General features: G+C 61.3%; 24 protein-coding genes and 2 pseudogenes. 15 read left to right on the forward strand and 11 right to left on the reverse strand.

Annotated elements, in window-relative coordinates:
- Positions 1-123 precede the first annotated feature (123 nt).
- Both CFB34_RS12300 and CFB34_RS12305 read left to right on the forward strand, forming a co-directional pair.
- Positions 124-2,448 carry an FdhF/YdeP family oxidoreductase gene (locus CFB34_RS12300; protein WP_089442241.1) on the forward strand — a complete coding sequence of 775 codons (2,325 nt, stop codon included), beginning with the start codon at positions 124-126 and terminating at the stop codon, positions 2,446-2,448.
- Between the two features lie 12 nt (positions 2,449-2,460).
- Positions 2,461-3,381: a bestrophin family ion channel gene (locus CFB34_RS12305; RefSeq protein WP_089442240.1), complete on the forward strand. Its 921-nt coding sequence runs from the start codon at positions 2,461-2,463 to the stop codon at positions 3,379-3,381.
- A gap of 611 nt (positions 3,382-3,992) precedes the next feature.
- Here CFB34_RS12305 and CFB34_RS12310 read toward each other — a convergent pair.
- Together CFB34_RS12310 and merR are read right to left on the reverse strand one after the other, a co-directional pair.
- A pseudogene (locus CFB34_RS12310) lies at positions 3,993-4,402 on the reverse strand (DMT family transporter); the annotation flags it as partial.
- A gap of 71 nt (positions 4,403-4,473) precedes the next feature.
- The gene (merR, locus tag CFB34_RS12315; protein ID WP_027813560.1) at positions 4,474-4,908 is read right to left on the reverse strand and encodes an Hg(II)-responsive transcriptional regulator; all 435 of its coding nucleotides are present in this window, start codon (positions 4,906-4,908) and stop codon (positions 4,474-4,476) included.
- 70 nt (positions 4,909-4,978) lie between these two features.
- On the opposite strand from merR, the gene merT reads away from it, so the two are divergent.
- The 9 genes and pseudogenes from merT to CFB34_RS12360 all read left to right on the forward strand — a co-directional run bounded on the left by merT (position 4,979) and on the right by CFB34_RS12360 (position 12,962).
- Positions 4,979-5,329 carry a mercuric ion transporter MerT gene (gene merT, locus CFB34_RS12320; protein ID WP_027813559.1) on the forward strand — a complete coding sequence of 117 codons (351 nt, stop codon included), beginning with the start codon at positions 4,979-4,981 and terminating at the stop codon, positions 5,327-5,329.
- A gap of 14 nt (positions 5,330-5,343) precedes the next feature.
- Positions 5,344-5,619 carry a mercury resistance system periplasmic binding protein MerP gene (gene merP, locus CFB34_RS12325; RefSeq protein ID WP_027813558.1) on the forward strand — a complete coding sequence of 92 codons (276 nt, stop codon included), beginning with the start codon at positions 5,344-5,346 and terminating at the stop codon, positions 5,617-5,619.
- A gap of 18 nt (positions 5,620-5,637) precedes the next feature.
- A pseudogene (merC, locus tag CFB34_RS12330) lies at positions 5,638-6,071 on the forward strand (organomercurial transporter MerC).
- Between the two features lie 45 nt (positions 6,072-6,116).
- Entirely contained in the window at positions 6,117-7,796 is a 1,680-nt protein-coding gene (gene merA / locus CFB34_RS12335; protein WP_089460186.1) for a mercury(II) reductase, read from the forward strand.
- A gap of 17 nt (positions 7,797-7,813) precedes the next feature.
- Entirely contained in the window at positions 7,814-8,395 is a 582-nt protein-coding gene (merB, locus tag CFB34_RS12340; RefSeq protein ID WP_080324417.1) for an organomercurial lyase MerB, read from the forward strand.
- A 74-nt stretch (positions 8,396-8,469) separates the two neighbouring features.
- The gene (locus CFB34_RS12345; protein WP_011875634.1) at positions 8,470-10,152 is read left to right on the forward strand and encodes a DDE-type integrase/transposase/recombinase; all 1,683 of its coding nucleotides are present in this window, start codon (positions 8,470-8,472) and stop codon (positions 10,150-10,152) included.
- 2 nt (positions 10,153-10,154) lie between these two features.
- Positions 10,155-11,063: a TniB family NTP-binding protein gene (locus tag CFB34_RS12350; RefSeq protein ID WP_009687862.1), complete on the forward strand. Its 909-nt coding sequence runs from the start codon at positions 10,155-10,157 to the stop codon at positions 11,061-11,063.
- Positions 11,060-12,277: a TniQ family protein gene (locus tag CFB34_RS12355; RefSeq protein WP_038442277.1), complete on the forward strand. Its 1,218-nt coding sequence runs from the start codon at positions 11,060-11,062 to the stop codon at positions 12,275-12,277. The genes CFB34_RS12350 and CFB34_RS12355 overlap by 4 nt, the downstream gene beginning before the upstream one ends.
- A 61-nt stretch (positions 12,278-12,338) precedes the next feature.
- Positions 12,339-12,962 carry a recombinase family protein gene (locus CFB34_RS12360; protein WP_003155741.1) on the forward strand — a complete coding sequence of 208 codons (624 nt, stop codon included), beginning with the start codon at positions 12,339-12,341 and terminating at the stop codon, positions 12,960-12,962.
- Between the two features lie 173 nt (positions 12,963-13,135).
- Here CFB34_RS12360 and CFB34_RS12365 read toward each other — a convergent pair whose 3' ends face one another.
- Genes CFB34_RS12365 through phnC form a run of 5 tightly spaced genes read right to left on the reverse strand, consistent with a single transcriptional unit; the run spans position 13,136 to position 17,543 of the window.
- The gene (locus CFB34_RS12365; protein WP_080324167.1) at positions 13,136-14,020 is read right to left on the reverse strand and encodes a LysR family transcriptional regulator; all 885 of its coding nucleotides are present in this window, start codon (positions 14,018-14,020) and stop codon (positions 13,136-13,138) included.
- Positions 14,017-15,027 (reverse strand): phosphonate dehydrogenase, encoded by a 1,011-nt coding sequence (locus tag CFB34_RS12370; protein WP_009238667.1) that lies wholly within the window; start codon positions 15,025-15,027, stop codon positions 14,017-14,019. Before CFB34_RS12370 ends, CFB34_RS12365 begins: the two co-directional genes overlap by 4 nt.
- Before the next feature lie 24 nt (positions 15,028-15,051).
- Positions 15,052-15,849: a phosphonate ABC transporter, permease protein PhnE gene (phnE, locus tag CFB34_RS12375; RefSeq protein ID WP_024569577.1), complete on the reverse strand. Its 798-nt coding sequence runs from the start codon at positions 15,847-15,849 to the stop codon at positions 15,052-15,054.
- A gap of 12 nt (positions 15,850-15,861) precedes the next feature.
- Positions 15,862-16,722, reverse strand: coding sequence for a phosphate/phosphite/phosphonate ABC transporter substrate-binding protein (gene phnD / locus CFB34_RS12380; RefSeq protein ID WP_038442281.1), 861 nt, complete (start codon positions 16,720-16,722; stop codon positions 15,862-15,864).
- 2 nt (positions 16,723-16,724) lie between these two features.
- Positions 16,725-17,543: a phosphonate ABC transporter ATP-binding protein gene (gene phnC, locus CFB34_RS12385; RefSeq protein ID WP_020200553.1), complete on the reverse strand. Its 819-nt coding sequence runs from the start codon at positions 17,541-17,543 to the stop codon at positions 16,725-16,727.
- A 517-nt stretch (positions 17,544-18,060) separates the two neighbouring features.
- Between phnC and merE the strand changes: the two genes are divergently transcribed.
- On the forward strand, positions 18,061-18,297 hold the full coding sequence (gene merE / locus CFB34_RS12390) for a broad-spectrum mercury transporter MerE (protein ID WP_027813555.1): 237 nt from the start codon (positions 18,061-18,063) through the stop codon (positions 18,295-18,297).
- Positions 18,298-18,789: 492 nt separating this feature from the next.
- Here merE and CFB34_RS12395 read toward each other — a convergent pair whose 3' ends face one another.
- From CFB34_RS12395 to CFB34_RS12405, 3 genes are read right to left on the reverse strand one after another with little or no spacing between them, the layout of a single operon-like run.
- Positions 18,790-19,014 (reverse strand): DUF1289 domain-containing protein, encoded by a 225-nt coding sequence (locus tag CFB34_RS12395; protein ID WP_027813965.1) that lies wholly within the window; start codon positions 19,012-19,014, stop codon positions 18,790-18,792.
- 3 nt (positions 19,015-19,017) lie between these two features.
- A complete protein-coding gene (gene dmeF, locus CFB34_RS12400) occupies positions 19,018-20,325 on the reverse strand; it encodes a CDF family Co(II)/Ni(II) efflux transporter DmeF (protein WP_027813554.1) in 1,308 nt (435 codons plus the stop codon).
- A gap of 9 nt (positions 20,326-20,334) precedes the next feature.
- Complete coding sequence (locus CFB34_RS12405; RefSeq protein WP_027813553.1) at positions 20,335-20,607, reverse strand: metal/formaldehyde-sensitive transcriptional repressor; 273 nt, start codon at positions 20,605-20,607, stop codon at positions 20,335-20,337.
- 708 nt (positions 20,608-21,315) lie between these two features.
- Between CFB34_RS12405 and CFB34_RS12410 the strand changes: the two genes are divergently transcribed.
- The 3 genes from CFB34_RS12410 to CFB34_RS12420 all read left to right on the forward strand — a co-directional run bounded on the left by CFB34_RS12410 (position 21,316) and on the right by CFB34_RS12420 (position 23,648).
- Positions 21,316-21,456 carry a hypothetical protein gene (locus tag CFB34_RS12410; RefSeq protein ID WP_164531308.1) on the forward strand — a complete coding sequence of 47 codons (141 nt, stop codon included), beginning with the start codon at positions 21,316-21,318 and terminating at the stop codon, positions 21,454-21,456.
- A gap of 113 nt (positions 21,457-21,569) precedes the next feature.
- Positions 21,570-23,228, forward strand: a complete 1,659-nt coding sequence (locus CFB34_RS12415; protein WP_027813552.1) for an NRAMP family divalent metal transporter — start codon at positions 21,570-21,572, stop codon at positions 23,226-23,228.
- A 198-nt stretch (positions 23,229-23,426) separates the two neighbouring features.
- Entirely contained in the window at positions 23,427-23,648 is a 222-nt protein-coding gene (locus CFB34_RS12420; protein WP_027813551.1) for a hypothetical protein, read from the forward strand.
- A 566-nt stretch (positions 23,649-24,214) separates the two neighbouring features.
- Here the strand turns inward: CFB34_RS12420 and CFB34_RS12425 are convergent.
- Positions 24,215-24,817, reverse strand: a complete 603-nt coding sequence (locus CFB34_RS12425) for an undecaprenyl-diphosphatase (protein WP_027813550.1) — start codon at positions 24,815-24,817, stop codon at positions 24,215-24,217.
- Position 24,818 lies beyond the last annotated feature (1 nt).

Here is a 24,818-nt window from a genome sequence, read left to right on the forward strand (position 1 = left end):
AGTTGCGATCCGCACTGTCTGAATGGCCGCAACTGTACTCTTTTTTGAAGTGAACAGGTGTACACACAGCCGGACGGGGGCCGCGCGTACTCTGCACCCATCGACCCCGACACCCGCTGCATCATGAAAAAGAAATCCGCCACCGCGCGCATCGAACCGTACACCCACCCGGCCGCCGGCTGGGGCGCGCTGAAAGCCGTCACGATCAACCTGATCAAGGAAAAGGTCGCCGGCGGCAACTACCGCACGCTGCTGCGCCAGAACCAGCCGGACGGCTTCGACTGCCCGGGCTGCGCGTGGCCCGATCGCCAGCACGCATCGACGTTCGAATTCTGCGAAAACGGCGTGAAAGCGGTGGCCGCGGAAGCGACGAGCAAGCGCGTGACGCCCGACTTCTTCGCCGCGCACACGGTTACCGAGCTGCTCGAACAGTCGGATTTCGAACTCGAGCAGCACGGCCGCCTCACCGACCCGATGGTGTACGACGCGCAGACCGACCGCTACGTGCCGATCGCATGGGACGACGCCTTCGCGCTGATCGCACGCCACCTGCGGGCACTGCCCGACCCGAACCAGGCCGCGTTCTACACGTCCGGCCGCGCCAGCAACGAAGCGGCGTTCCTGTACCAGCTGCTCGTGCGCCTGTACGGCACCAACAACTTCCCCGACTGCTCGAACATGTGCCACGAGGCGACGAGCCGAGGGCTGCCGGCGTCGGTCGGCGTCGGCAAGGGCACCGTCACGCTCGACGATTTCGAACACGCGGACACGCTGCTGATCTTCGGCCAGAACCCGGCCACCAACCACCCGCGGATGATGGGCGAGCTGCGCGAGTGCGCGAAGCGCGGCGCGACGATCGTGTCGATCAACCCGCTGAAGGAGCGCGGCCTCGAACGCTTCGCCGATCCGCAAAGCCCGATCGAGATGCTGACGATGTCGGGCACGAAGATCGCATCGACGTTCATCCAGCCGACGATCGGCGGCGATTTCGCGCTGATCAAGGGGATGGCGAAGCGCGTGCTCGAACTCGACGACGCCGCGCGCGCCGCCGGTGCGCCGCGCGTGCTCGACACCGCATTCATCGGCGAGCACACGACCGGTTTCGACGCATTCGCCGACGACCTGCGCAACGAAAGCTGGTCGGCGCTGACGGCCGAAAGCGGCGTGCCGTACGAACAGATCGACAGCCTCTCGCGGCTCTATGCGCGCAGCGAGCGCGTGATCGCGACGTGGGGCATGGGCATCACGCAACACAAGCATTCGGTCGCGACCGTGCAGATGCTGACGAACCTGATGCTGATGCGCGGCAACATCGGCCGCCCCGGCGCGGGCCTGTGCCCGGTGCGCGGCCACTCGAACGTGCAGGGCAACCGCACGGTCGGCATCGAGGAAAAACCGTCGCAGGCATTCCTCGACCGGCTCGGCCACGTGTTCGACTTCGAACCGCCACGCCACCATGGCTACGACGTCGTCGAGACGATCGAAGGGATGCTCGAGGGCCACGTGAAGGTGCTGATCGGCCTCGGCGGCAACTTCGCGATGGCGACGCCCGACACGCCTCGCACGTGGGAAGGCATGCGCCGCTGCGACCTCTCCGTGCACATCACGACGAAGCTGAACCGCAGCCACCTGATCCACGGCCGCGACGCGCTGATCCTGCCGACGCTCGGCCGCACCGAGATCGACCTGCAGGACAACGTCGCGCAAGGCGTGACGGTCGAGGATTCGATGAGCATGGTCCACGTGTCGTACGGAATGAACAAGCCGGCGTCGCCGAACCTGATGTCGGAGCCCGCGATCGTCGCGCACATCGGCCATGCGCTGTTCGGCAGCGGCAAGATCGACTGGCTCGCGTACAAGGACGACTACGCGAAGATCCGCGACGCGATCGAGGCGACGCTCGACGGCTTCTACGACTACAACACGCGCATCGCGCGGCCGGGCGGCTTCCACCTGCGCGTGGCGTCGCGCGACCGCGAATGGCTCACGCCGACGGGCAAGGCGAACTTCATCGCGCACGCGCTGCCGGCCGACACGCCGATCCAGCGTGCCCGCGCGCTGCACGGCGAGCGCCTGATGACGCTGATGACGACGCGCTCGCACGACCAGTACAACACGACCGTCTACGGGCTCGACGACCGCTATCGCGGCGTGTTCGGCCAGCGCCGCGTGGTGTTCGCCAACCGCGACGATCTCGCGATGCTCGGCCTGAAGGCCGGCGACTGGGTCGACATGGAAACCGTGTGGCACGACGGCATCGAGCGGCGCGCGGCGGGCTTCCTGCTCGTCGAGTACGACATCCCGCGCGGCTGCATCGGCGCGTACTACCCGGAAACCAACCCGCTGGTGCCGCTCGACAGCGTCGGCGACGTGTGCAACACGCCGACGTCGAAGTCGATTCCGGTGCTGCTGCATCGCGCGGCCGCGCCGGCCTCGATTGCCGCCTGACGGAGCGCGGCGATGATCGTTCGTCCGCGCGAGCACTGGCTGCGGATGCTGCTCGTCTGGAACGGCTCGGTGCTGCCGACCATCCTGCCGCAGCTCGTGCTGACGCTCGCGATCAGCCTCGTCGCGGTCTGGGGCGGCGGCCGCGTGCTTGGCGAGAAGGTGCCGCTGAACCCGACGCCGTTCACGCTGATCGGCCTCACGCTCGCGATCTTCGCGGGATTTCGCAACAACGCGAGCTACGAACGCTATCGCGAAGGCCGGCAACTGTGGGGCGGCGTGCTGACCGCCTCGCGCACGCTGGTGTCGCAGGCGCTCTGCTACGGTGCGATCGACCGTGACGACGCATCGCGGCGCGCGTTCGTGCGGACGGTCGTCGCGTACGTTCATGCGCTCAAGCATCAACTGCGCGGCACCGATCCTGCCGCCGACCTGCGCGGGCTGCTCGACGGCGCCGCTTACGATCGCGTTGCCGCTGCGCGCTTTCGCCCGGTCGTCATCGTGCACGCGCTGCGCGAAGCGTTCGCCGCACGCGCCGATGCGGGCCATCTCTCCGACACGCGGCTGTGGATGCTCGATGCGCGCCTCGACGATCTCGTCGCGATGGTGAGCGGCTGCGAGCGGATTGCGTCCACGCCGATCCCGTTTTCATACGACGTGCTGCTGCACCGGACCATCTACGCGTACTGCGTGCTGCTGCCGTTCGGTCTCGTCGATTCGATCGGCGCGGCGACGCCGTTCGTCAGTGTGTTCGTCGCCTATACGCTGATCGCGCTCGACGCAATCGCGCATGCGATCGCCGAGCCGTTCGGCGACGGGCCGAACCATCTCGCACTCGATGCGATGACGCGCCAGATCGAGCGCACGCTGCTCGAGCTGAACCGCGAGCCGCTGCCGGCGGAAGTGACGCCCGGCAAGGCCTATCGGCTCAGTTGATCCGGCCGACTCGACCCGATAGTGGCGCCCGTGACGGCTTCGACACCAACTGACTGACGGCCACAAGTCCTGCATAGCGCACGCGGATGATGCGGCAGTACCCGCGTCAGGCCGGACAAGACTACAGAGAAAAATCTACGCTAAAGCCCACGCCGCCGAATTGACGGAGGCACCTTTCCCTCTCCATGCTTGCAAGGAGTCGGTGTGCCTTCGATCAATGGATCAGAGCCGCTCGAGAAATTCGAGGAAGAGCAATACAACGATGAGGGCGCCAAGCCATCTCACCGTAACATTGAGGTTGGCAAGCTTGAGGCCCAGCTGTGAACGAACAATAGAGTTTGACACAGCGCGCACAATAAAATCAGATGCTTAGCGATCTACTGGGTTAGGCACCGATGAAATAGAGCTTGACACTAACGCAATCCAACACAATTCGCAGAAGCATTTTGCGACAAAAGAGTTTGACACAAGTTGTAATGCCCCAAGGGTACACCGGCGCCGACTGCCGAAGCTTCTAGCCTCTGATCAGAGCGGGAACGGCACCTCGTAATCTTCGTCTTGCCCGTGGCATATCGCCTGCTCGCCGTTCTGCACGCGCTCAGTTCGCGCACCTAATGCTTGTGCCGGTGATGCACATCCGGGAAGTGTGCATGCGAATGGGTGATGGGCAGGTGCACATGCGGATGGGTATGGGGTTCATCGCTATCGAATGGGAAATCGTGCTCGTGCTGGTGATGTTCGTCGTGGCGATGGCGATGCGTGTGTTCGAGAGGCTCGTGCGTATGCTCATGCTCATGTCGTTCACGCACGTGCAGCCAAATGCCCAGCGCCATCATGGCGGTGGCGATCCAGAAAGACACGGACGGCCACTCGGGCCAGATAAGCAACGATAGCGCCACGCCGAAAAGCGGCGCAACCGAGAAGTAGGCGCCGGCCCGGGCTGACCGAGGTGCCGGAGCGCGATCACAAAGAACACCAGACTCACGCCGTAGCCGGCAAGCCCGGTCAGCATCGCAGCAGCGACCGTGATCGCGCCCGGTAACGGGTGCCCTCAAGAAACGGACTTTTGCGTACGTTAATGGCGAATGGCACTTACGCGGCGCCGACGTCACGTGGTTCTTCGCCTCGCTGCAATGAGGCAATCAGCGGACACGACACGTTGCCCTTGCGCGAATGGCACGCGCACACGAGCTGGGTGAGCACGGCTTCCATGCGTTCGAGATCGGCGAGTTTGTCCTGAATGTCGCGGAGCTTGTGCTCCGCGAGGCTGCTCGCCTCGTCGCAATGCGTCCCATCCTCCAGTTTCAACAGGTCCGCTATTTCGTCGAGGCTGAAGCCCAGCCGCTGGGCCGACTTGACGAACCGAACCCTCGTCACATCGCCTTCGCCATAGCGGCGAATGCTGCCATACGGCTTATCCGGTTCCAGCAGCAATCCCTTGCGCTGATAGAACCGGATCGTCTCCACATTGACGCCGGCGGCCTTCGCGAAGGCGCCGATGGTCAGGCTTTCGCTACCGTTATCCATACCGCTTGACTCCGTACATAGGTACGGAAGTAAGGTTACGCTACTCAGTGGATATTCGGAAGGGCAGCGTATGGCGGAACAGCAGAATGGGCGCGGCGCACTTGCCGCCGGCGGACTGGCCGCTATCCTCGCGTCGACCTGCTGCCTCGGGCCACTGGTGCTCGTCGCGCTGGGTGTGAGCGGCGCCTGGATCGGCAATCTGACTTTGCTCGAACCCTGGCGGCCGGCTTTCATCGGCGTGGCACTGGTGGCGTTGTTCTTCGCCGGCCGACGCATCTTTCGGCCCGTTGCGGTGTGCAGGCCCGGCGAGGTGTGCGCGATTCCACAGGTGCGCGCCGCGTACAAGCTCATCTTCTGGATCGTTGTCGCGTTGGTACTGATCGCGGTTGGTTTCCCCTACGTACTGCCCCTGTTCTATTGAACCTGGAGTTCATCATGAAAAAGCTGCTTGCAGCACTCGCGCTCGCCGTTGTTGCCGTCCCGGTCTGGGCCGCGACGCAGACGGTTACGCTGTCTGTGCCCGGCATGACGTGTGCCGCCTGCCCCATTACGGTCAAACACGCGCTGTCCCAAGTTACGGGCGTCGAAAAAACGGATGTCCGTTTCGAGCAGCGCGAAGCCGTCGTGACGTTCGACGATGGCAAGACGAGCGTCCAGGCACTGACCAAGGCTACGGCGGACGCGGGCTATCCGTCGTCGGTCAAGCCCTGAAACTACAGAGGTACTGCAATGTCATTCGTCACGCGCGCGGCCGATAAGGCCGGTTTGCTTGGCAGCATCGTGTCGGCGATGGGCTGTGCGAGCTGCTTCCCGCGATCGCCAGTCTGGGCGCCACCATTGGTCTGGGCTTCCTGAGCCAGTACGAAGGGTTGTTCATCCGCATCCTGCTACCGGCCTTCGCCGGCGTCGCGCTGTTCGCCAATGCGGTCGGCTGGCTCAAGCATCGGCAGTGGCGCCGTACCGTGCCCGGCCTGATCGGGCCGCTGCTGGTGCTGGCAGCCGTGTTTGTGATGCGCGCCTATGGCGAGCGCAGCGGCTGGCTGCTCTATCCCGGTCTCGCCATTATGGTGGCGACATCGCTCTGGGACCTGTTCTCCCCGGCCCAACGCGTCTGTGCCACCGATACGTGTGATTCGTGCACGGGCAGCGTGCGCAAGGGTTGAGTAGTGGCGCATCTAACTAAATCCATGAAAGAACGGAGCAAGGCGATGATGACCTTGAAGATTGACGGGATGACCTGCGCTTCCTGCGCCGAGCATGTCAGGCAGGCGCTGGAAAAGGTGCCCGGCGTGCGCTCGGCAGCGGTCTCCTATTCCAAAGCCCTAGCCGATCTGACGGTCGATGAAGGGGTTAGTCACGACACGCTGACTGCCGCGGTGACGACAGCCGGCTATCACGCCAGGGTGGCTGACGTGCCACCCCACTCAGCAGGCCTGCCCGGCAAGACGCCCGGCTCGGCGGAAACTGGTGGGAAGCGTAGCGGCGGTGATAGCGCGCTGCGGATCGCCGTGATCGGCAGTGGTGGCGCTGCCATGGCGGCTGCGCTAAAGGCTGCCGAAAACGGCGCGCAGGTGACGCTGATCGAGCGCGGCACCATCGGCGGCACCTGCGTGAACGTCGGCTGCGTGCCCTCCAAAATCATGATCCGTGCCGCCCATATCGCGTATCTGCGGCAGACGAGTCCCTTCGACGCGGGCATTACCGCGACGGCACCGGCCATTGACCGGCCGCGCATGCTCGCCCAGCAGCAGGCGCGCGTGGACGAGCTGCGCCACGCCAAATATGAAAACATTCTCGACACGAGCCCGAACATCAACGTCCTGCACGGCGAGGCGCGGTTCACGGGAAGCCATTCGCTCACGATCACGCTGACCGCCGGCGGCGAACGTACGGTGTCGTTCGATCGCTGCCTGATTGCCACAGGTGCAACTGCCGCAGTGCCGCCGATTCCGGGCCTGAAGGACACGCCGTACTGGACCTCGACCGAAGCGCTGGTGAACGACGCGATTCCCGAGCGACTGGCTGTGATCGGCTCGTCGGTAGTCGCACTGGAACTGGCCCAGGCATTTGCACGGCTGGGCAGCCATGTTACGGTCCTGGCCCGTCACACGCTGCTCTACCAGGAGGACCCGGCGATCGGCGAAGCCGTGACGGCCGCCTTTCGCGCCGAGGGCATCGAGGTGCTGGAACAGACCCAGGCAACCCACGTGTCGCACGCCGATGGCAAGTTCGTCGTCACCACGAACCACGGCGAGCTGCGGGCCGACCAGTTGCTGGTGGCAACAGGTCGTGCTCCCAACACCGGTAGTCTGAATGTGGCGGGCGCCGGCGTGCAGCTCGACGAGCGCGGCGCCATCGTGATCGACGGCGGCATGCGCACGAGCGCACCGGATATCTATGCGGCGGGCGACTGCACCAACCAGCCGCAGTTCGTCTATGTCGCGGCGGCTGCCGGTACACGCGCGGCGATCAACATGACCGGAGGTGATGTACGTCTCAATCTCGATACGATGCCGACGGTCGTCTTCACTGAGCCACAGGTTGCGACGGTTGGCTACAGCGAGGCGCAGGCGCACCGGGCGGGCATCGAGACCGACAATCGCACCCTAACGCTCGACAATGTCCCACGTGCGCTGGTGAACTTCGACACGCACGGCTTCATCAAGCTGGTGGCGGAAGCCGGCACCGGCCGGCTCATCGGCGTGCAGGCGGTGGCGCCCGAGGCGGGCGAACTCATCCAGACGGCCGCGATCGCGATCCGCGCAAGGATGACCGTGCAGGACCTCGCCGACCAGCTGTTCCCGTACCTGACAATGGTCGAGGGGCTCAAGCTCGCTGCGCAGACCTTCTCGAAGGATGTGAAGCAGCTCTCATGCTGCGCGGGATAACCTGTGGGGGGACGACGATGAACCTTGCGCGCCATACGGCCGAACTGGTCGAGCGCCTGGCGATGGCCAACCAGTTGGAAGGCTTTGCAGATCTCTTTGTCGTGCTGCTGCGTGAACTCAGCAAGGGGGCGCCGGTTTCTCCGGCCGCATTGGCCCTGGCCTTGGACTGGCCCATCGAGCGGGTGAGCGTGGCACTCGAACAGGCGGTAAGCACGGAGTGGGACGACTATGGCAACGTCGTCGGCTACGGCTTGACGTTGCGTGAGACCCCGCACACTTTCGAGGTCGACGGCCGGCGCCTGTACACGTGGTGTGCCTTCGATACGCTGTTCTTCCCGGCGCTGATCGACCGGACGGCCCACGTGGTCTCGCGATGTGCCGCCACCGGCACACCGGTCTCGCTCACGGTCACGCCCACCGCGATAGAGGACATCGAGCCGACGGGCGCGGCCGTGTCGCTGATCCTCCCGCAGAACACGCCTGACATCCGCGCTGCGTTCTGCTGTCATGTGCATTTCTTTGCCTCTGCCGCTGTCATTTCCAGAAGACGACTGCACCATTCAGCGCGGTTTGAAGCCTCTTGTGCATACGGCTCCTGACAGCCAGATATCAGGACTCCTCTGCACGAAACTCGTCTATGCTCAATACTCGTGTGCACCAAAGCGAGATGAGCATGGCGACCGATACCGCACCGATTACCGAGCACGGCGTGGCCACCCTGCCAGAACAGGCATGGGAGCGTGCGCGTCGTCGCGCGGAGATCATTGGGCCGTTGGCGCAGTCGGAGACGGTTGGGCATGAAGCGGCCGACGCGGCAGCCCAGGCATTGGGGCTGTCCCGGCGGCAGGTCTACGTCCTGATCCGCCGTGCCCGGCTAGGATCGGGGCTGGTCACTGACTTGGCTCTTGGGCAGTCGAGCGGTGGCAAAGGTAAAGGCCGCTTGCCGGAGTCGGTCGAACGAATCATCCGCGAGTTACTGCAAAAGCGCTTCCTGACCAAGCAGAAGCGTAGCTTGGCGGCGTTCCACCGCGAAGTTGTGCGGGCGTGCAAGCTGCAAAAGCTGCGGGTGCCGGCGCGCAACACGGTGGCTCTGCGGATCGCCGGCCTCGATCCGCGCGAGGTCACTCACCGCCGGGAAGGACAAGATGCCGCCCGCGACCTGCAAGGTGTTGGTGGTGTTCCGCCACCCGTCTCCGCGCCGCTGGAGCAGGTGCAGATCGACCACACAGTCATCGACCTGATCGTGGTGGACGAGCGCGACCGGCAACCGATTGGCCGTCCATACCTGACCCTCGCCATCGACGTATTCACCCGCTGCGTGGTTGGCATGGTCGTTACGCTGGAAGCCCCGTCCGCCGTCTCGGTCGGCTTGTGCTTGGTGCATGCCGCCTGCGACAAGCGCCCTTGGTTGGAAGGGTTGAACGTAGAGATGGATTGGCCGATGAGCGGCAAGCCCAGACTGCTCTACTTGGACAACGCGGCTGAGTTCAAGAGCGAGGCGCTGCGCCGTGGCTGCGAGCAGCATGGCATCCGGTTGGACTATCGCCCGCTCGGGCAGCCGCACTACGGCGGTATCGTGGAACGGATCATCGGCACGGCGATGCAGATGATCCACGACGAATTGCCGGGGACGACCTTCTCCAATCCTGACCAGCGCGGGGAATACGCCTCCGAGAAGATGGCCGCCCTGACACTGCGCGAGCTGGAGCGCTGGCTCACATTGGCGGTCGGCACCTATCACGGCTCCGTGCACAACGGCCTGCTCCAACCGCCGGCCGCGCGCTGGGCCGAAGCTATCACGCGGACCGGCGTGCCAACCGTCATCACTCGCGCTACGGCTTTTCTGGTCGATTTTCTGCCCATCATCCGCCGCACGCTGACCCGCACCGGCTTCGTCATCGACCACATCCACTACTACGCCGATGCGCTCAAGCCGTGGATAGCTCGGCGGGACCGCTTGCCTGCGTTCCTGATCCGGCGCGACCCGCGCGACATCAGCCGCATATGGGTGCTGGAACCAGAGGGGCAGCACTACCTGGAAATTCCCTACCGTACCTTGTCGCACCCGGCTGTCACCCTCTGGGAACAACGACAGGCGCTGGCGAAATTGCGGCAGCAAGGGCGCGAACAGGTGGATGAGTCGGCGTTGTTCCGCATGATCGGCCAGATGCGCGAAATCGTTACCACCGCGCAGAAGGCTACGCGCAAGGCGCGGCGCGACGCGGATCGACGCCAGCATCTCAAGGCAACGGCAACGCCTGTCAAAACCACGCCACCACCGGGCGCTGACATGGATGGGCAGCAGGCAGACAACCAGCCGCCGGCCAAACCGTTCGACCAGATTGAGGAGTGGTAGCCGTGGAAGAATATCCCATCATCGACTTGTCCCACCTGCTGCCGGCGGCCCAGGGCTTGGCCCGTCTCCCGGCGGACGAACGCATCCATCGCCTTCGCGCCGACCGCTGGATCGGCTATCCGCGAGCAGTCGAGGCGCTGAACCGGCTGGAAATCCTGTATACGTGGCCAAACAAGCAACGCATGCCCAACCTGCTGCTGGTCGGCCCGACCAACAACGGCAAGTCGATGATCGTCGAGAAGTTCCGGCGCACGCATCCGGCCAGAGCCGATGCCGACCAGGAGCACATTCCGGTACTGGTCGTGCAGATGCCATCCGAACCGTCGGTAATCCGCTTCTACGTCGCGCTGCTCGCGGCGATGGGTGCGCCATTGCGACCGCGCCCACGGCTGCCAGAAATGGAACAACTGGCGCTGGCACTGCTGCGCAAGGTCGGCGTGCGCATGCTGGTGATCGACGAGTTGCACAACGTCCTGGCCGGTAACAGCGTCAATCGCCGGGAATTCCTCAATCTCCTGCGCTTCCTCGGCAATGAACTGCGCATCCCACTGGTCGGGGTCGGCACGCGCGACGCCTACCTGGCCATCCGCTCCGATGACCAGTTGGAAAATCGCTTCGAGCCGATGATGCTGCCGGTATGGGAGGCCAATCACGATTGCTGCTCACTGCTGGCCAGTTTCGCCGCTTCGCTTCCACTGCGGCGACCCTCGTCGATTGCCACGCTGGACATGGCCCGCTACCTGCTCACACGCAGCGAGGGCACCATCGGCGAACTGGCGCACTTGCTGATGGCGGCGGCCATCGTCGCAGTGGAGAGCGGCGAGGAAGCGATCAACCATCGCACGCTGAGCATGGCCGATTACACCGGTCCCAGCGAGCGGCGGCGGCAATTCGAGCGGGAACTGATGTGAAGCCAGCGCCACGCTGGCCACTGCATCCGGCCCCCAGAGAAGGCGAAGCCTTGTCTTCGTGGCTCAACCGCGTGGCCCTTTGCTATCACATGGAGGTGTCCGAGCTGCTGGAGCACGATCTTGGTCACGCTCAGGTTGATGACCTGGATACCGCGCCACCACTGGCGCTGTTGGCGATGCTCTCCCAGCGGAGCGGCATCGAGCCGGACCGGCTGCGTTGCATGAGTTTCGCCGGCTGGGTGCCTTGGCTACTGGACAGCCTTGATGATCAGATTCCAGACGCATTGGAAACCTATGCGTTCCAGCTCTCGGTGCTGCTGCCGAAACTCCGCCGTAGGACGCGATCCATCACGAGCTGGCGTGCCTGGCTGCCCAGCCAGCCGATACATCGCGCCTGTCCTCTCTGTCTGAACGACCCGGCAAACCAAGCCGAACTGCTTGCATGGAAGCTGCCCCTGATGCTGAGCTGCCCGCTGCATGGCTGCTGGCTGGAATCCTATTGGGGCGTGCCTGGGCGGTTTCTCGGCTGGGAGAACGCCGACACTGCGTCGCGCACCGCCAGCGACGCGATTGCAGTGATGGACCGGCGTACCTGGCAGGCACTGACGACCGGCCATGTGGAACTGCCGTGCCGACGCATCCACGCTGGATTGTGGTTTCGACTGCTACGCACGCTGCTCGATGAGCTGAACACCCCGCTTTCGGCGTGCGGAACCTACGCGGGGTATCTCCGCCAAGTCTGGCAAGGCTGCGGGCATCCGCTGCGTGCTGGGCAAAGTCTGTGGCGACCGTATGAAACCCTGAACCCGGCAATACGGTTGCAGATGCTGGAGGCGGCGGCAACGGCAATCAGCTTGATCGAGTTGAGGGATATCAGCCCGCCAGGCGAGCATGCAAAGCTGTTCTCGTCCGAGCCCCAAACCGGGTTCACCAGTGGTCTGCCGGCGAAACCGCCGAAGCCCGAACCCGTCAATCACTGGCAACGGGCGGTCCAAGCTATCAGTGAGGCGATCATTGAAGCCCGGCACGACCCCGAGACGGCACGCTCGCTGTTCGCGTTGGCTTCCTATGGTCGGCGCGATCCCGCTTCCCTGGAACAGTTGCGCGCCACCTTTGCAAAGGAAGGCATTCCCCCGGAATTTCTGTCACATTACGAGGCTGATGGACCCTTTGCATGTCTTAGACAGAATGACGGGTTAAGTGACAAATTTTGACGACCAGAACTTTCCGGTGCACACTGTCACATAATCGAACGTATACGTGACGGGTGAAAAGGTGCTGATCGGCTACATGCGGGTATCGAAGGCGGACGGATCCCAGTCCACCAATTTGCAACGCGATGCGCTCATCGCCGCTGGTGTGAGCCTTGCGCACCTTTACGAGGATCTGGCCTCGGGCAGGCGCGATGATCGCCCAGGGTTGGCTGCTTGCCTGAAGGCGCTTCGTGAAGGGGACACGCTGATCGTGTGGAAGCTCGATCGGCTTGGCCGTGATCTGCGCCACCTGATCAACACCGTGCACGACCTAACTGCGCGTAGCGTGGGCCTGAAGGTCCTGACCGGTCACGGTGCGGCGGTCGACACGACGACTGCCGCCGGCAAGCTTGTGTTCGGTATTTTTGCCGCGCTGGCCGAGTTCGAGCGTGAGTTGATTTCCGAGCGAACAGTCGCTGGACTTATCTCGGCGCGCGCTCGCGGCAGGAAAGGGGGGCGCCCCTTCAAGATGACCGCCGCCAAGCTACGCCTGGCGATGGCCAGCATGGGGCAACCGGAAACCAAGGTGGGCGATCTCTGCGAAGAACTCGGGATTACCCGGCAGACGCTCTACCGGCACGTGTCGCCCAAGGGCGAACTGCGGCCAGACGGCGTAAAGCTGCTCTCCCTCGGTTCAGCCGCATAAATGGAGGCGACCTGGAACGGGGCGCTGTTCAGTGCGGCAACGATCCGATTACCGGTGTCGACCCTCAAGAGCCGCTCAGAATTTCTGGCCCAGCGCCGGCAGTGCAGCGGTTGCGGTCAGTGAGATGCGCGCAGAGAAGGTCAGCTCTCGGCCAGAAGCAGACATTCGTTTTGCTATTTATATTCTATTGAGCCTAAATCCGGAGAATGGAGAATCAAATCTGCAAGGCTTGCCACCGGACCGCTTAACGAAGTTTCTGAGCGATGTACGAGATAAAGATCTTTGTAAACATCTTCTTCAATCGGAATTGCATGTAACCATCCGCTTGCCTGTTCATGCTTGACCGCGCTTTCCATCACAAGCGAGATTCCTAGCCCTGCGTGGACCGCGTGTTTGACCGCCTCGGTGCTACCTAACTGCATACCCACTGTGAACTCTGCCGAGTCGGCACCGGCATATTGTTGTAGTAGGCGCCCAGTTCCGGTAGCCGCTTCGCCTCCAAGCAAGATCTGGGATTTTAACCACTTAAGTGGAATGGTCGACTCGGCAGCCCAAGGATGGCCGGGGCGAACAATGACAACCATCCTCTCGCGCCGCCATACTGTTGAGACGAACCCAGGACGTGAGTCCCACCACTCCATTACCGCTACATCCACTTCAAGCGTTTCCAGCAAAGCGGCAATCTCGATATTTTTGCCGATCCTCACATCGATCTTGTTTGCTAATTTATCTTGGAGCGCCTTGATATAGGGTTGTAAAAGATAAATGCCGATATTGGAGCTTGCACCAACGACCAGGCTTTTATTGTGGAGGGCTGCCGTAGCCTTATGGCTAGTACGGAGCAATTGTTCCGCATAGGGGAAAAAAATCTTTCCCTCCAATGTCAGGCTTTGCGGCATTGTTGCGCGGTCAATCAGCCGGGCCTGCAAAGACTGCTCCAGCCGCTTGATATGCTGCGTTACTGTTGGCTGGGACAATCCAGTTTGCTTCGCCGCTTCGCGAAAGCCCCCGCATTTGACGACGGCAATGAACGTCGCCACACGCTCCAGATCTATCACGCCGCCTTTACTCCCGGATACGGCTGATTAATCGCGCCCATCGGTTTTTCACCAGCGAGTGCCTGGATGATGTTCATCGCTGCCTGCCGCTCGATTTCAAGCCGAACTTCCTTGACCGCCGATCCCAAATGCGGCGTAAAAAACGTTTGTGCCGTATTGTCGAGCAGCGCCTTGGGGATAGCCTGCGGGCGATCAGCGCGTATCCATTCTTCCATCTCGAAGACATCGGCTGCATATCCAGCTAGTTTTCCAGACGCCAGTGCTGCTATCACCGCATTCTCATCCACGACCGAGCCGCGACATGCATTGATCAGGTAGCTACCGGTTTTCATCTTGGCCAACGCGGTGGCATCGATCAGATGCAGTGTCTCTGCGGCCATCGGAACCATCGGCACGACATAATCACATTTTTCGAGCAGTTCATCGAGCGTGACGCGCTGTACGTGCCAAGCCTTTTCTTGTTCGGCATTGAGCGGAATCGGATCGCAATACAAGAGATTCATTTCAAAGCCAGCCAAGCGCTGGGCGATTGCACGGCCGACCGCCCCCATACCAATGATGCCAAGCGTTTTTCCTGTCAAACCAGAGCCATATAGTGTCGGCCGCCAGCCTTGGAAGTGTCCGCTACGGATTTGCCTATCGCCTTCCAGCATATGCCTTGTCAAACCGAGAAGAAGGCCGATAGTCAGTTCAGCGGTCGGGATCGTAAGCAAATCCGGCACAATCGTAAGCCATACACCGTGGCGTGTGCAGGCGTTGACATCGAAGTTATCATAGCCTTTAAGCGCGGCGCCGATGACACGCAGCTTTGGACATTCCTCGAGAAACGCGCTGTCGATGCTGTCCGGCATGAAAGCCATGAGTGCATCCGCATCTTTGGCTCGCGCAATTACCTCAGAACGCGGCAAGGTTTCCCGTGTGGTGTTGGGGATAACATCGGCGCTAGCGGACAACAATTCGATGATTTCCGGGTGCACCCAGTGGGTGAGGACGACTTTGGGCTTCATAAAAACCTTTGTAAGCTTTGGGAGTTATTTGAACTTGCGACGCAGGAAGGAGCTGAAGGCGTCGACGAGGGTAACCATGCCTAAAATAACCAGCAAAATAGCCGAGACATCCTGGTATTGCATGATGCGCAGAGAGCCCATCAGCTCGAACCCGATTCCACCGGCGCCGACCATGCCCATCACGGTCGAAGCACGGAAGTTGTATTCCCATCGATAGATCGCGGTATCGGCCATTTGCGGAAGCACTTGGGGAAAGATCCCATGAAAAATCACCTGCAATGGCGTGCAGCCCGCTGCATGCGCGGCTTCTACCGGTGCCGGATCGGCATGTTCGATCGATTCCGAAAAAAATTTGGCGATCATGCCAACCGAATGTAAGCCTAGGGCTAAAACACCCGGCAATGCGCCGAAGCCAACGGCTGCCACGAACAGGATGCCCATGATCAGTTCGGGTATCGATCGCAAAGCGTTTAACATGCCGCGTGTGGCTTGATACACGAGTGGATGAGGGCTAGTATTCCGCGCGGCGAGCACTCCTAAGGGAATGGATAGCAATACCGCGATTGCCGTGCCGGCGATACTCATGGCCAAGGTATCCAGTACCGGTTTGACCCAGGTGCCAGCCTGCGAGAAGTTCGGTGGGAACATCTCGCCGGCAATTTTTACCAGGCTTGGCATGCCATCCTTCAATCGCTCGGCATCAAATAGGCCGACGTAATACCAGCAACCGATCACAATCGCCAGCACAACGGCAAACTGCAGTATCGTGCGGTTCCATACGCGCTGGCGCTCGGCCAGAATCAAACCAAAATCAGCTTGCATGCTGTCGCTCACTTAGAACTTCGACAGATCGAGCTTGAGCAGTGTGCCAAGGCTGCGCACCACGTCATAGTCTTTGTCGCTGATCGGGCCGAAACCATCGGCTTTGAAAGGTTTCAGGACTTCCGGATCTTTGAGATTCAAGAAGGCTGCACGGATCTTTTCCTTCAGTTCCGGCTTCAGATTGCTGCGCATGGTCCACGGGTATTGCGGATATGGCTTCGATTCGGCAAGAACTTTTACTTTGTTGGGATCGACCAGTCCGCGCTGAACCAGGGATTCAAAAATCGGCTTACTCAAGCCGCCAGCCTGCGCGTGACCGTTTTGCACGGCCATGGCCACCGCGTCATGCGCACCGACAAAGTGTTCGCGATAGTTTTCGCCGGCTTTCAAACCGTTTTCCGCCAATATCGACTTCGGAATCAAATGGCTGGAGGTGGATGCCACATCACCGTAAGCGACATTCTTGTTGACGATATCACTGATTTTGGCGATGCCGGCGCCAGTATTGGCGATCAATACGGACTGGTAGGTAGTGCTACCCTTTTGCTTCATCGCTGCGAATGGCTCGATGTCGCTCTTTTGCTTAGCCAGCACATACGACAAGGGGCCAAAATATGCCATGTCGATACGGCCGTGACGCATGGCTTCGATCATTGACGAGTAATCAGTGGTAACCACCAGCTCAATTTTCTTTCCCAGCTCTTTTTCCAGATAGATTTCGAGCGGCTTGTTGTTTTTAATTACGGTCGATGCGTTTTCGTCCGGCAGTAGCGCAACTTTGAGCGTTTCTGGATCGGGATTGGATGATGCATGGCCAATGCTGCAGACGGCGGCAAGCAAGACAGACATTAATGCGGATGCGAGTTTTTTCATAATCAATCCTTTACGGTAGCAAGTTGCATGGGAAATGAAGTATCGATAAGCCGTTCCTCTCGAGCGTCTTGTGGAACGCTCAAAGAAGAACGGGGTACTTGTTCATACAGCGTGTCGTAACTGGCTTGATCCAAAGTCTGCGGTGCGGCATCAAAAATGACTCGGCCATGGGACAGGCCAATAATACGGTCGGCATAACGTTGAGCGAGGTCTACCTGATGCAGGCTGACGACCGCCGAAATCCCGTCCTCTTTACAAATGCGGTGCAGCAGACTTAGCACTCGCTCTGCAGTAGCAGGATCGAGGCTGGCTACCGGTTCATCAGCCAACACCAGTTTAGGTTGCTGAGCCAGAGCCCGGGCAATACCGATGCGTTGCTGCTGGCCGCCGCTCAATGCGTCGACACGGCTTAAGGCTTTGTGCAATAAGCCGACTCGGTCCAGACTTTGCAGGCATATGGATTGATCCTTCGCCGGGAGGGGGAATAGACTGCGTAATGCCGTGTGGTAGCCCATTCGGCCCATCGAAACGTTTTGCAAAGCCGTCAGTCGGCCAATCAATTGATGCTGTTGAAACACCATGCCAGTCTGTCGGCGATGCATGCGCAATGCACGCGAGTTCGCCAAATTTCCTAAGCCGGCGACAATGGTGGTGCCGCGCTGCGACGCATGCAGCGAATTAATACAGCGAAGTAGCGTGGATTTTCCAGCGCCGGAAGATCCGAGCAATACGGTGAACTGTCCCTGATGGAGTTTGAGAGTGGTGGGATACAGTGCAATCGCATCACCATAACTGACTGAGACATTCTGTAGTTCGATCATGACACCTCCGGCAGATTTGAATTCGTAATCAAAAATGATGACCTGATTACGAATCTGAATTGCAGCGATGGTAATGTCGTGATATGACACCATGATGACTCGTTGATGTCATTTTTGAGACATGGTCGCGGGTGCCTGTGAGGGAAATAAGTTGTGCTATCTATGCCAAATATAGACGCCTGCTATCGGTCGATAGCCGCCGATCCAAGCGCGCAGCACGAGGGGCAGCTCTCAGCCTCAAACTGCCGCTCGGGTTCTCACATCAGTTGGTCGCTCTTGGCCGGCAGCAGCCCGTCGTTGCCTGATGGATCCAACCCCTCCGCTGCTATAGTGCAGTCGGCTTCTGACGTTCAGTGCAGCCGTCTTCTGAAAACGACAGCCGCCGCGGGTCAGCAGTGGGCCGCGACACGCCCCGGCATCGAGGTTGTGAGCGTCCGGGACGCCTTCGCCGTGGGCCGCGAGTGTGCCGAGCGGCTGTTGGGGGCCACCTGCCTGCGAAACGCGGGGAGCACAAACCGTGCGTGATCCAACTGCACCCGGATTAACTCGTAGCGCCCGCTGGCGCGCCTGGCTCTGGGGTGCGCTCGCGGCGCTCACGTGCCCATGCCATTTGCCGATCGTGCTGCTGGCACTGTCCGGCACGGCGGCCGGAGCACTCGTCAGCCAGCATCAGGGCATCGCCGTGGTCGTGCTGCTGGCGTTTTTTGCCTTGTCGCTCACATGGGCGCTGCGCGCGTTCCGGGCGCCCCGGTGATCTGCGCATCGGTGCGCTCAGTCACGCGTCGGGTGTCAGGCTGAGGCATGCTTCAACCTGACGTCAGGCCTGCGACCAAAGCGCGTCACGTTAGGGTTGACTTCCTCATTGGTGGACACACGTTTCTCCGTGTCGAAGACCCTAACCTGACGATCTCGCCGCTAAACGTACGAAAAAGTCCGAATCTTGACGGCACCCCTATGCGGGCGCCGCTTTTTGCGCCGTGACCATCGCGCTGGTTTGGCTCCAGCGGCGGCCTCAGAGAACATAAGGCACGTCAAGCCTGCTGCCGCGGCAGCAACGGCCTGAATTCGCGCAAGCCAGTCCTGGCGCTGCGGAAGCCGCCGGGAGTCGCCGGTCAGGTTGATATGCTCCGGGTCTGACGCCATCTGCTATAGCAACGGGGCGTCGCCGGTAGTGTTAGTGTGGCCGTACAAGGCGGCTGCGGCGCCCTTCAGGCAAGTGTGTTTCACGGCGCTACACCGCACTTCGTCATTCCGGAGTTCCAGAGCCCGTGGCGCCCCGGCCATCGCCGTGCGCCGGCCCTCGTACAAGTTTTGCCTGCTGTCGCGCGCGATCGTTGATGACCTGATGCCGCCGATGGTCCGTCATTGTCTTCCAGTTGCGGATTTCATCGCGTGTGCGCAGGCAGCCGGTGCAGAACCCTGTCCGACCATCCATGACGCACACGTCGATGCACGGTGACCTGACGGCCATCGCTCAGGCTGCGACACGCGTCGGGTTGACTTCCACCGTCACGTGCGACAAGCCCCGGAAGCGTTTGAGTGCTGCGTGATAGAAGCCAGGGCTGCGTTGCGGCTCGGTAGTCGCAACCGACACCACCGCGCCCATGTGACCGGGTCCCAGGCGCCATACGTGCAGGTCGATTACCCGGTCGCCATGGCCCTCGATCGTGCGACGGACATTGTCAGACAGTTTGCGGTCCAGATTCATGTCGAGCAAAATCCCGCCCGTGTCGCGCATCAAACCCCACGACCAGTTCGCGATCACCAGTGCGCCAATCACGCCGGCAAGCGGGTCCATCCACATCCAGCCGAACGTACGCGCCAGCACCAGCCCAATGATGGCCAGCACGGAGACGGCTGCATCCGCGATCACGTGGACGTACGCCGAACGGATATTGTGATCCCGGTTCGCAGCGGTGACTGCGTCGTCATGGTCGTGCTCATGCTCCTCGAAGGCGAGTTCGTGCAAGCCGTCGCTCAACCGGACGACGGCCTTGAACTCGTGCGGCTCCGGAATCTGGTCGGTTGACTCCAGGTAGCCGCCCCGGTCAACGAACGTGAACGCTTGACGTGCGCCGTCCGGGCGTACCGTCGTGACCGAAACCCCGTCTGCGGCCAGGCGCGAATCCTCCGTCGCCGGCGTTATGCGGAAGACGGGCGGCACGCCGTCCTCGAAAACCGAAACCTCGAACACGCCAGACGGAGTGAATATGCGCCGGACCTCATCGTCATGAGCATGGTCGCCGTGATCTTCGTCGCCATGGCCGTGACCGTGACCGTGCCCATGTCCATGCGCATGCCCGTGGCCATGACCGTGATGGTCACCGCTCAGCAGCCAGACGCTCGCCAGGTTGACCAGCAGTCCGACCACCGCGATGGGAATCGCTTCCCCGAAATGGATTGGCACCGGCGAAAAGAAACGGGATACCGCCTCATAGGCGATCAGCAGCGCAATCATCGCCAGCACGATGGCGCTGGTGAACCCCGCCAGATCGCCAAGCTTGCCGGTTCCAAACACGAAGCGCGGATCCGACGCGTGCCGGCGCGCGTAAGTGTAAGCAAGCGCCGCGATCAGCATGGCACCCGCGTGCGTTGACATGTGCAGACCGTCGGCGACCAGCGCCAGTGAGCCGAACAGACTGCCGCCAAGAATCTCGGCCACCATCATCGCACTGCAAAGCGCAATGACTGCCCAGGTCCGCCGCTCGTTCTGCGCGTGTGCCGCGCCGAGATAGATGTGATCGTGTCCGGCGCCAAAGGCTGCGCTCTGGAAATCGCTCATGTTGCCCTCTTACCTGAAATAGCTGTGGATCACTTCGATCAGCTCCTCTGTGCCGCTGACATGCCCGTGCGACGGATCGGCATCGACCAGATGAGTTCGGACATGGTCCTCCAGCACCACTGCCAGAAGACCATTCATCGCGCCACGGCAGCTCGTAATCTGCTGCAGCACCTCGGAGCAACCGCGCTCTTCCTCGAGCGAGCGCTCCACCGCTTCGAGCTGCCCCTTGATGCGGCGCACCCGGTTGAGCAGCTTCTGTTTCTCGCGAATTGTGTGGCTCATGAAAGGCATCTCCGTGAAGACTGGACGGGACTGTAGCACATTTACAAAGATATAGGGGGTATAGGTATATTATTTGGCCGGAAATTCTCCGGCATCATGCCCGTTCGTTGATCGAGTTGGACCCGTGGCGATGACCGCGTCACCCACAAAACCGCCTGAATTGGCGATTCATGGGGCCAGGATCGGCACGCAACACGAATTTTTTGCCCCCAGCTTAGATCCGGTTGACTCAGGATACCCCCACCCCCTACAATCCAACAATCTTCACGGACGGGGCAATTGCCTTGGACACCTGCAGTAGTCGACCTTTGATCCGTTTCGCTGCCTGACTGGCAGGACGTCCCCGCGCTCACCTATCAGCCGCCGTCCTGCCGTCAGGCAGACGGTGCGCGCCGCAGTAACGCAGCCCCGTGCACCCCAGAAAGCGCCATCGACCCGCGTGCTTGCGCGAAGTCAATGGCATCGTGACGCGAGTCCCACTCGCGTGCGCATCTGCTCCCTGTGAGCAGCGCGTGAACCTGTACGGGCGCATCTGGCGCCAGAAAGGAGCCGAAATGCCGGACTGTGACAGTTACCCCATATGCCGCTCATCCCTGCTTTTCATCAGGGCAAACGGGTAGCACGCACCTCACGGCGCCCATGATGCGCCGGTCTCCGTGTCTGCCCGCGCCCCACGTTTCGCGTCCTGCCAGACGCACGGAGAACATCATGAACTTTGGCCTTCTCGTGTCGCAAAACCCGCACATCGACGACTCGCGTGCCTGCTACGACACCATGCTGTCGCTGCAGCCCCGCACACCGAACCGCTTCGCTGCATTCTGGCGCTGCGTCAGCCGACTCATCTCGTAACAGGCCGTAAGCCATTTCGGCATGCGCGACGGACGCGTTTTTCCAGCGACCGGTCCGCTCGCGCATGCTTGACCGCCACAGAGTTGTTCCAGCGCAATCCGGGAACCATAAAAATGTCTACGCCAACTGATCTCTCACCACCCACGCTCGGGCGGGAACGCACCGCAGTCCTCGATTCGGCCCATCTGGGCGACATCAAGGGAGCGCTCGGCACCATTGCCCACCACGACACCGCCCCGCGCACGACATGGTGGGCGCGCTTTCGAACGTTGCTGGCTATTCTGGGCCCGGGCCTGATCGTCATGGTCGGCGACAACGACGCGGGCGCCTTCAGCACCTATACACAGGCTGGCCAGAACTACGGCACGACGCTGCTGTGGACGCTTCTGCTGCTCGTGCCCGTCCTCTTCGTCAACCAGGAAATGGTCCTGCGGCTCGGTGCGGTCACCGGCGTCGGGCATGCGCGGTTGATCTTCGAGCGCTTTGGCAAGTTCTGGGGGGCGTTCAGCGTGATCGATCTCTTCCTGCTCAACGCGCTCACGATCGTCACCGAATTCATTGGCATCACGTTTGTGCTCGACTTCTTCGGCCTCTCCCGTATCGCGGGCGTCTGCATCGCCGCAGCGCTGACGATGGCCGCTGTCAGTACGGGGAATTTCCGGCGCTTCGAGCGCTTCGCCGTCGTGCTGTGTGCGCTGAGCCTGCTCCTTGTTCCCGTGCTGGTGTCGATACATCCGCCGGTTGGCCAGATGACGCGCGACTTCTTCATCCCGAACTGGCCTGCGCACTCGAAGCTTTCGGATGTGATGCTGCTCGTCATTGGTATCGTTGGTACGACGATCGCACCCTGGCAGCTGTTCTTCCAGCAGAGCTATGTGATCGACAAGCGCATTACGCCGCGCTTCATGAAGTACGAGAAAGCCGACCTGTGGATCGGCATCGCACTGGTGCTGATCGGCGCAGTGGCCATGATGGCGTTCAGTGCCGCGCTGTTCTCGGGAAAGCCCGAATTTGGCAATTTTACGGATGCGGGCGGCGTCATCACCGGCCTTGAAAAATACGCCGGCCGTACCTCGGCCGTGCTGTTTGCGATTGCGCTCTTCGATGCGGCGATCATCGGCGCAGCGGCAGTCTCGCTGTCGACCGCCTATGCGATTGGCGACGTGTTCAAGATCCGTCACTCGCTGCATCGGGGCGTGACGGACGCGAAAGGCTTTTACCTTGTGTACTTCGGCATTGTCGCGCTGGCTGCCGTAATCGTACTGATTCCCGGTAGCCCCCTCGGACTGCTGACCGAAGCGGTCCAGACGCTCGCCGGCGTGTTGCTGCCGAGTGCTACGGTGTTCCTGCTGCTCCTGTGCAACGACAAGGCCGTGCTCGGACCATGGGTCAACTCCAGAAAGCTCAACCTGTTCACAGGGGCGGTGATCTGGGTGCTGGTGATGCTGTCGATCATCCTGACCGCGTCGGTGATGTACCCGGATATCAGCGGTGAGACGATTCTCGTAGTACTCGCGGGCGGAACCGTGCTGGCCATCGCTGGCTATGCCGTGACGGCTGCGCTGCGCAGAGGTAGCAGGGACCCCGTGGGCTCAACCCAGGCATGGCCAGAGGGCGCACGCGACACGTGGCGCATGCCGCCGCTGAACGATCTGCCGGCGCCGAACCTGACGCTGGCCAAGCGTGTCTGGATGGGAGTCCTGCGCGGCTACCTGCTGCTGGCCGTGGGGCTCGTCGTGCTCAAGGTCGTGCAGATGACCCTGTTGAAATAGCGCGCTGCATCAGTCGTTTCACGCGTGCAGCTGCACGCAGCTCAGTTCAGGGCGCGTTTGTTGTGACCCGCACCTCAATCCCGCCGGAGCATACAGCGGGACGCCCGGTGGACGCCAGATGCCGGCCGGATGGCCGTTGAGCGGGGCGCGACAGGAAATGGTAACCGCAGTGGCCGATCTTGCTGAGGAGGAATTGTCGTGAAGTACCTGAAAAACCGGGATGCAGCGTGGATCGCGATGCTTCTGGCCGGGTTTGTGGTCCTGGCTTTCATGTTCGCAGCCAGAAACACCGGCGATATCACATTGGGAGACACCTCGAGCGCGGGTGCGAGAGCGCCTGCACCGCATCAGGTTACGACCCACTGCCTGATTTACGGGAAGTACTGCCTCGGCGAGTCGTTACGTGCAAGCCAGGGCTGAGCAGTGGCGAGCCGGGTATGCCCCGGCCTCGCACCTGAACGCAGGGTGCGCGACGCGCCTACGCCTAATTTCCCGGTGCGGGTAATCGTTAATATCTGAAGCTTCGGGTATTAACGAATCACGGCCAACCCTCTAGTTCGGCCCGGCTGATGCCGTGATGAGGATCGGCCGGGATTCGTAAATTTTCGCCAGAAGCGGTTTAACGCATTGGTGAGTAAAAGAAATTCGTTGTCGTCGAAGGAGCGTGGTATCTCGCAATACTGAATTCTGGAGACTGTGCCCCCTTCGGCAAAGACATGCCCGCTCGCTCCAGGGGTTTGAGGAACCTGGCCCCCCAATGAGTTCAGGCATGGCTAACAGTACCAACGGCAACTTGGCGTCCGCGCCCACAGAAATAGCGATCGCGAGAGACGGAGCATCTGATCGCCGAAGTCGATGGCGTCCAAGAAAAGTGAGTTGAGTGATAGGGCAGCGCTGGCCCACCCGCAAAAACCGCTCGCAAGTTCGTCATAGGACTGCTTCAACCAAGGGATGTCGCGGACCTGTTTGCTGCATGTACGGCTCCGTTAAGGTCGCAGCCATCGTCGGCCAATCGGCATAGCCAATACCTTCCTGTACAAGGCAATCGAAGCCCCGGTTACCACCCTGCCCCCGACTCGCCAGAACGGGCTGCCAAGCATGTAGGCGATCCAGGCGACAATTGCCGCCCCGATCATGTCAAACGGAAAGTGCACGCCAACAAACAAGCGGGCCCACGCAACGGCGATATCGACGATCAGTGCAAGCAGTCCAAGTCGTCTTTTTCCTGCGTAGAAGAGTGTGAAAGAGATCGCAGAAAGCAATGTGGCGTGATCGCTCGGAAATGACGAGTCAGGAGCATGCGCGAGGAATGCATGCCCTATTCCGATTGCGAATGGCCGGGGGTGGTACCACACCATTCCGATCAACTGGTTAATGCCGAGTGCCAGGAAGCCAACAAAACATGCACGCAGGGCCATTTCCCGCCTCTCGTCGCCGCCCGCCAACCACAGGCAGACAAGTATGACAGGAGCCGCCCAGATAGCATAGTTGGCGATGATCACTCCCATTCCGATGAGCCAATGCGGCGTCGCTGGCGTGGCGTTGAGCACGAGAAAAATGGTTTGATTGAGCGCTTCGAGCGTTTCCATA

It is taken from the genome of Burkholderia sp. HI4860 (genome assembly GCF_002223045.2).
Lineage (GTDB): Bacteria > Pseudomonadota > Gammaproteobacteria > Burkholderiales > Burkholderiaceae > Burkholderia.

Coding starts and splice junctions, on each gene's coding strand:
- CFB34_RS12415 (WP_027813552.1), top strand. CDS start 21,570: ATGTCTACGCCAACTGATCTCTCACCACCCACGCTCGGGCGGGAACGC.
- CFB34_RS12345 (WP_011875634.1), top strand. CDS start 8,470: ATGGCGACCGATACCGCACCGATTACCGAGCACGGCGTGGCCACCCTG.
- CFB34_RS12370 (WP_009238667.1), bottom strand. CDS start 15,027: ATGAAGCCCAAAGTCGTCCTCACCCACTGGGTGCACCCGGAAATCATC.
- merB (WP_080324417.1), top strand. CDS start 7,814: ATGAACCTTGCGCGCCATACGGCCGAACTGGTCGAGCGCCTGGCGATG.
- CFB34_RS12395 (WP_027813965.1), bottom strand. CDS start 19,014: ATGGCCGTCAGGTCACCGTGCATCGACGTGTGCGTCATGGATGGTCGG.
- merP (WP_027813558.1), top strand. CDS start 5,344: ATGAAAAAGCTGCTTGCAGCACTCGCGCTCGCCGTTGTTGCCGTCCCG.
- CFB34_RS12410 (WP_164531308.1), top strand. CDS start 21,316: ATGAACTTTGGCCTTCTCGTGTCGCAAAACCCGCACATCGACGACTCG.
- merA (WP_089460186.1), top strand. CDS start 6,117: ATGATGACCTTGAAGATTGACGGGATGACCTGCGCTTCCTGCGCCGAG.
- merR (WP_027813560.1), bottom strand. CDS start 4,908: ATGGATAACGGTAGCGAAAGCCTGACCATCGGCGCCTTCGCGAAGGCC.
- phnE (WP_024569577.1), bottom strand. CDS start 15,849: ATGCAAGCTGATTTTGGTTTGATTCTGGCCGAGCGCCAGCGCGTATGG.
- phnD (WP_038442281.1), bottom strand. CDS start 16,722: ATGAAAAAACTCGCATCCGCATTAATGTCTGTCTTGCTTGCCGCCGTC.
- CFB34_RS12300 (WP_089442241.1), top strand. CDS start 124: ATGAAAAAGAAATCCGCCACCGCGCGCATCGAACCGTACACCCACCCG.
- CFB34_RS12405 (WP_027813553.1), bottom strand. CDS start 20,607: ATGAGCCACACAATTCGCGAGAAACAGAAGCTGCTCAACCGGGTGCGC.
- dmeF (WP_027813554.1), bottom strand. CDS start 20,325: ATGAGCGATTTCCAGAGCGCAGCCTTTGGCGCCGGACACGATCACATC.
- phnC (WP_020200553.1), bottom strand. CDS start 17,543: ATGATCGAACTACAGAATGTCTCAGTCAGTTATGGTGATGCGATTGCA.
- merT (WP_027813559.1), top strand. CDS start 4,979: ATGGCGGAACAGCAGAATGGGCGCGGCGCACTTGCCGCCGGCGGACTG.
- CFB34_RS12305 (WP_089442240.1), top strand. CDS start 2,461: ATGATCGTTCGTCCGCGCGAGCACTGGCTGCGGATGCTGCTCGTCTGG.
- CFB34_RS12425 (WP_027813550.1), bottom strand. CDS start 24,817: ATGGAAACGCTCGAAGCGCTCAATCAAACCATTTTTCTCGTGCTCAAC.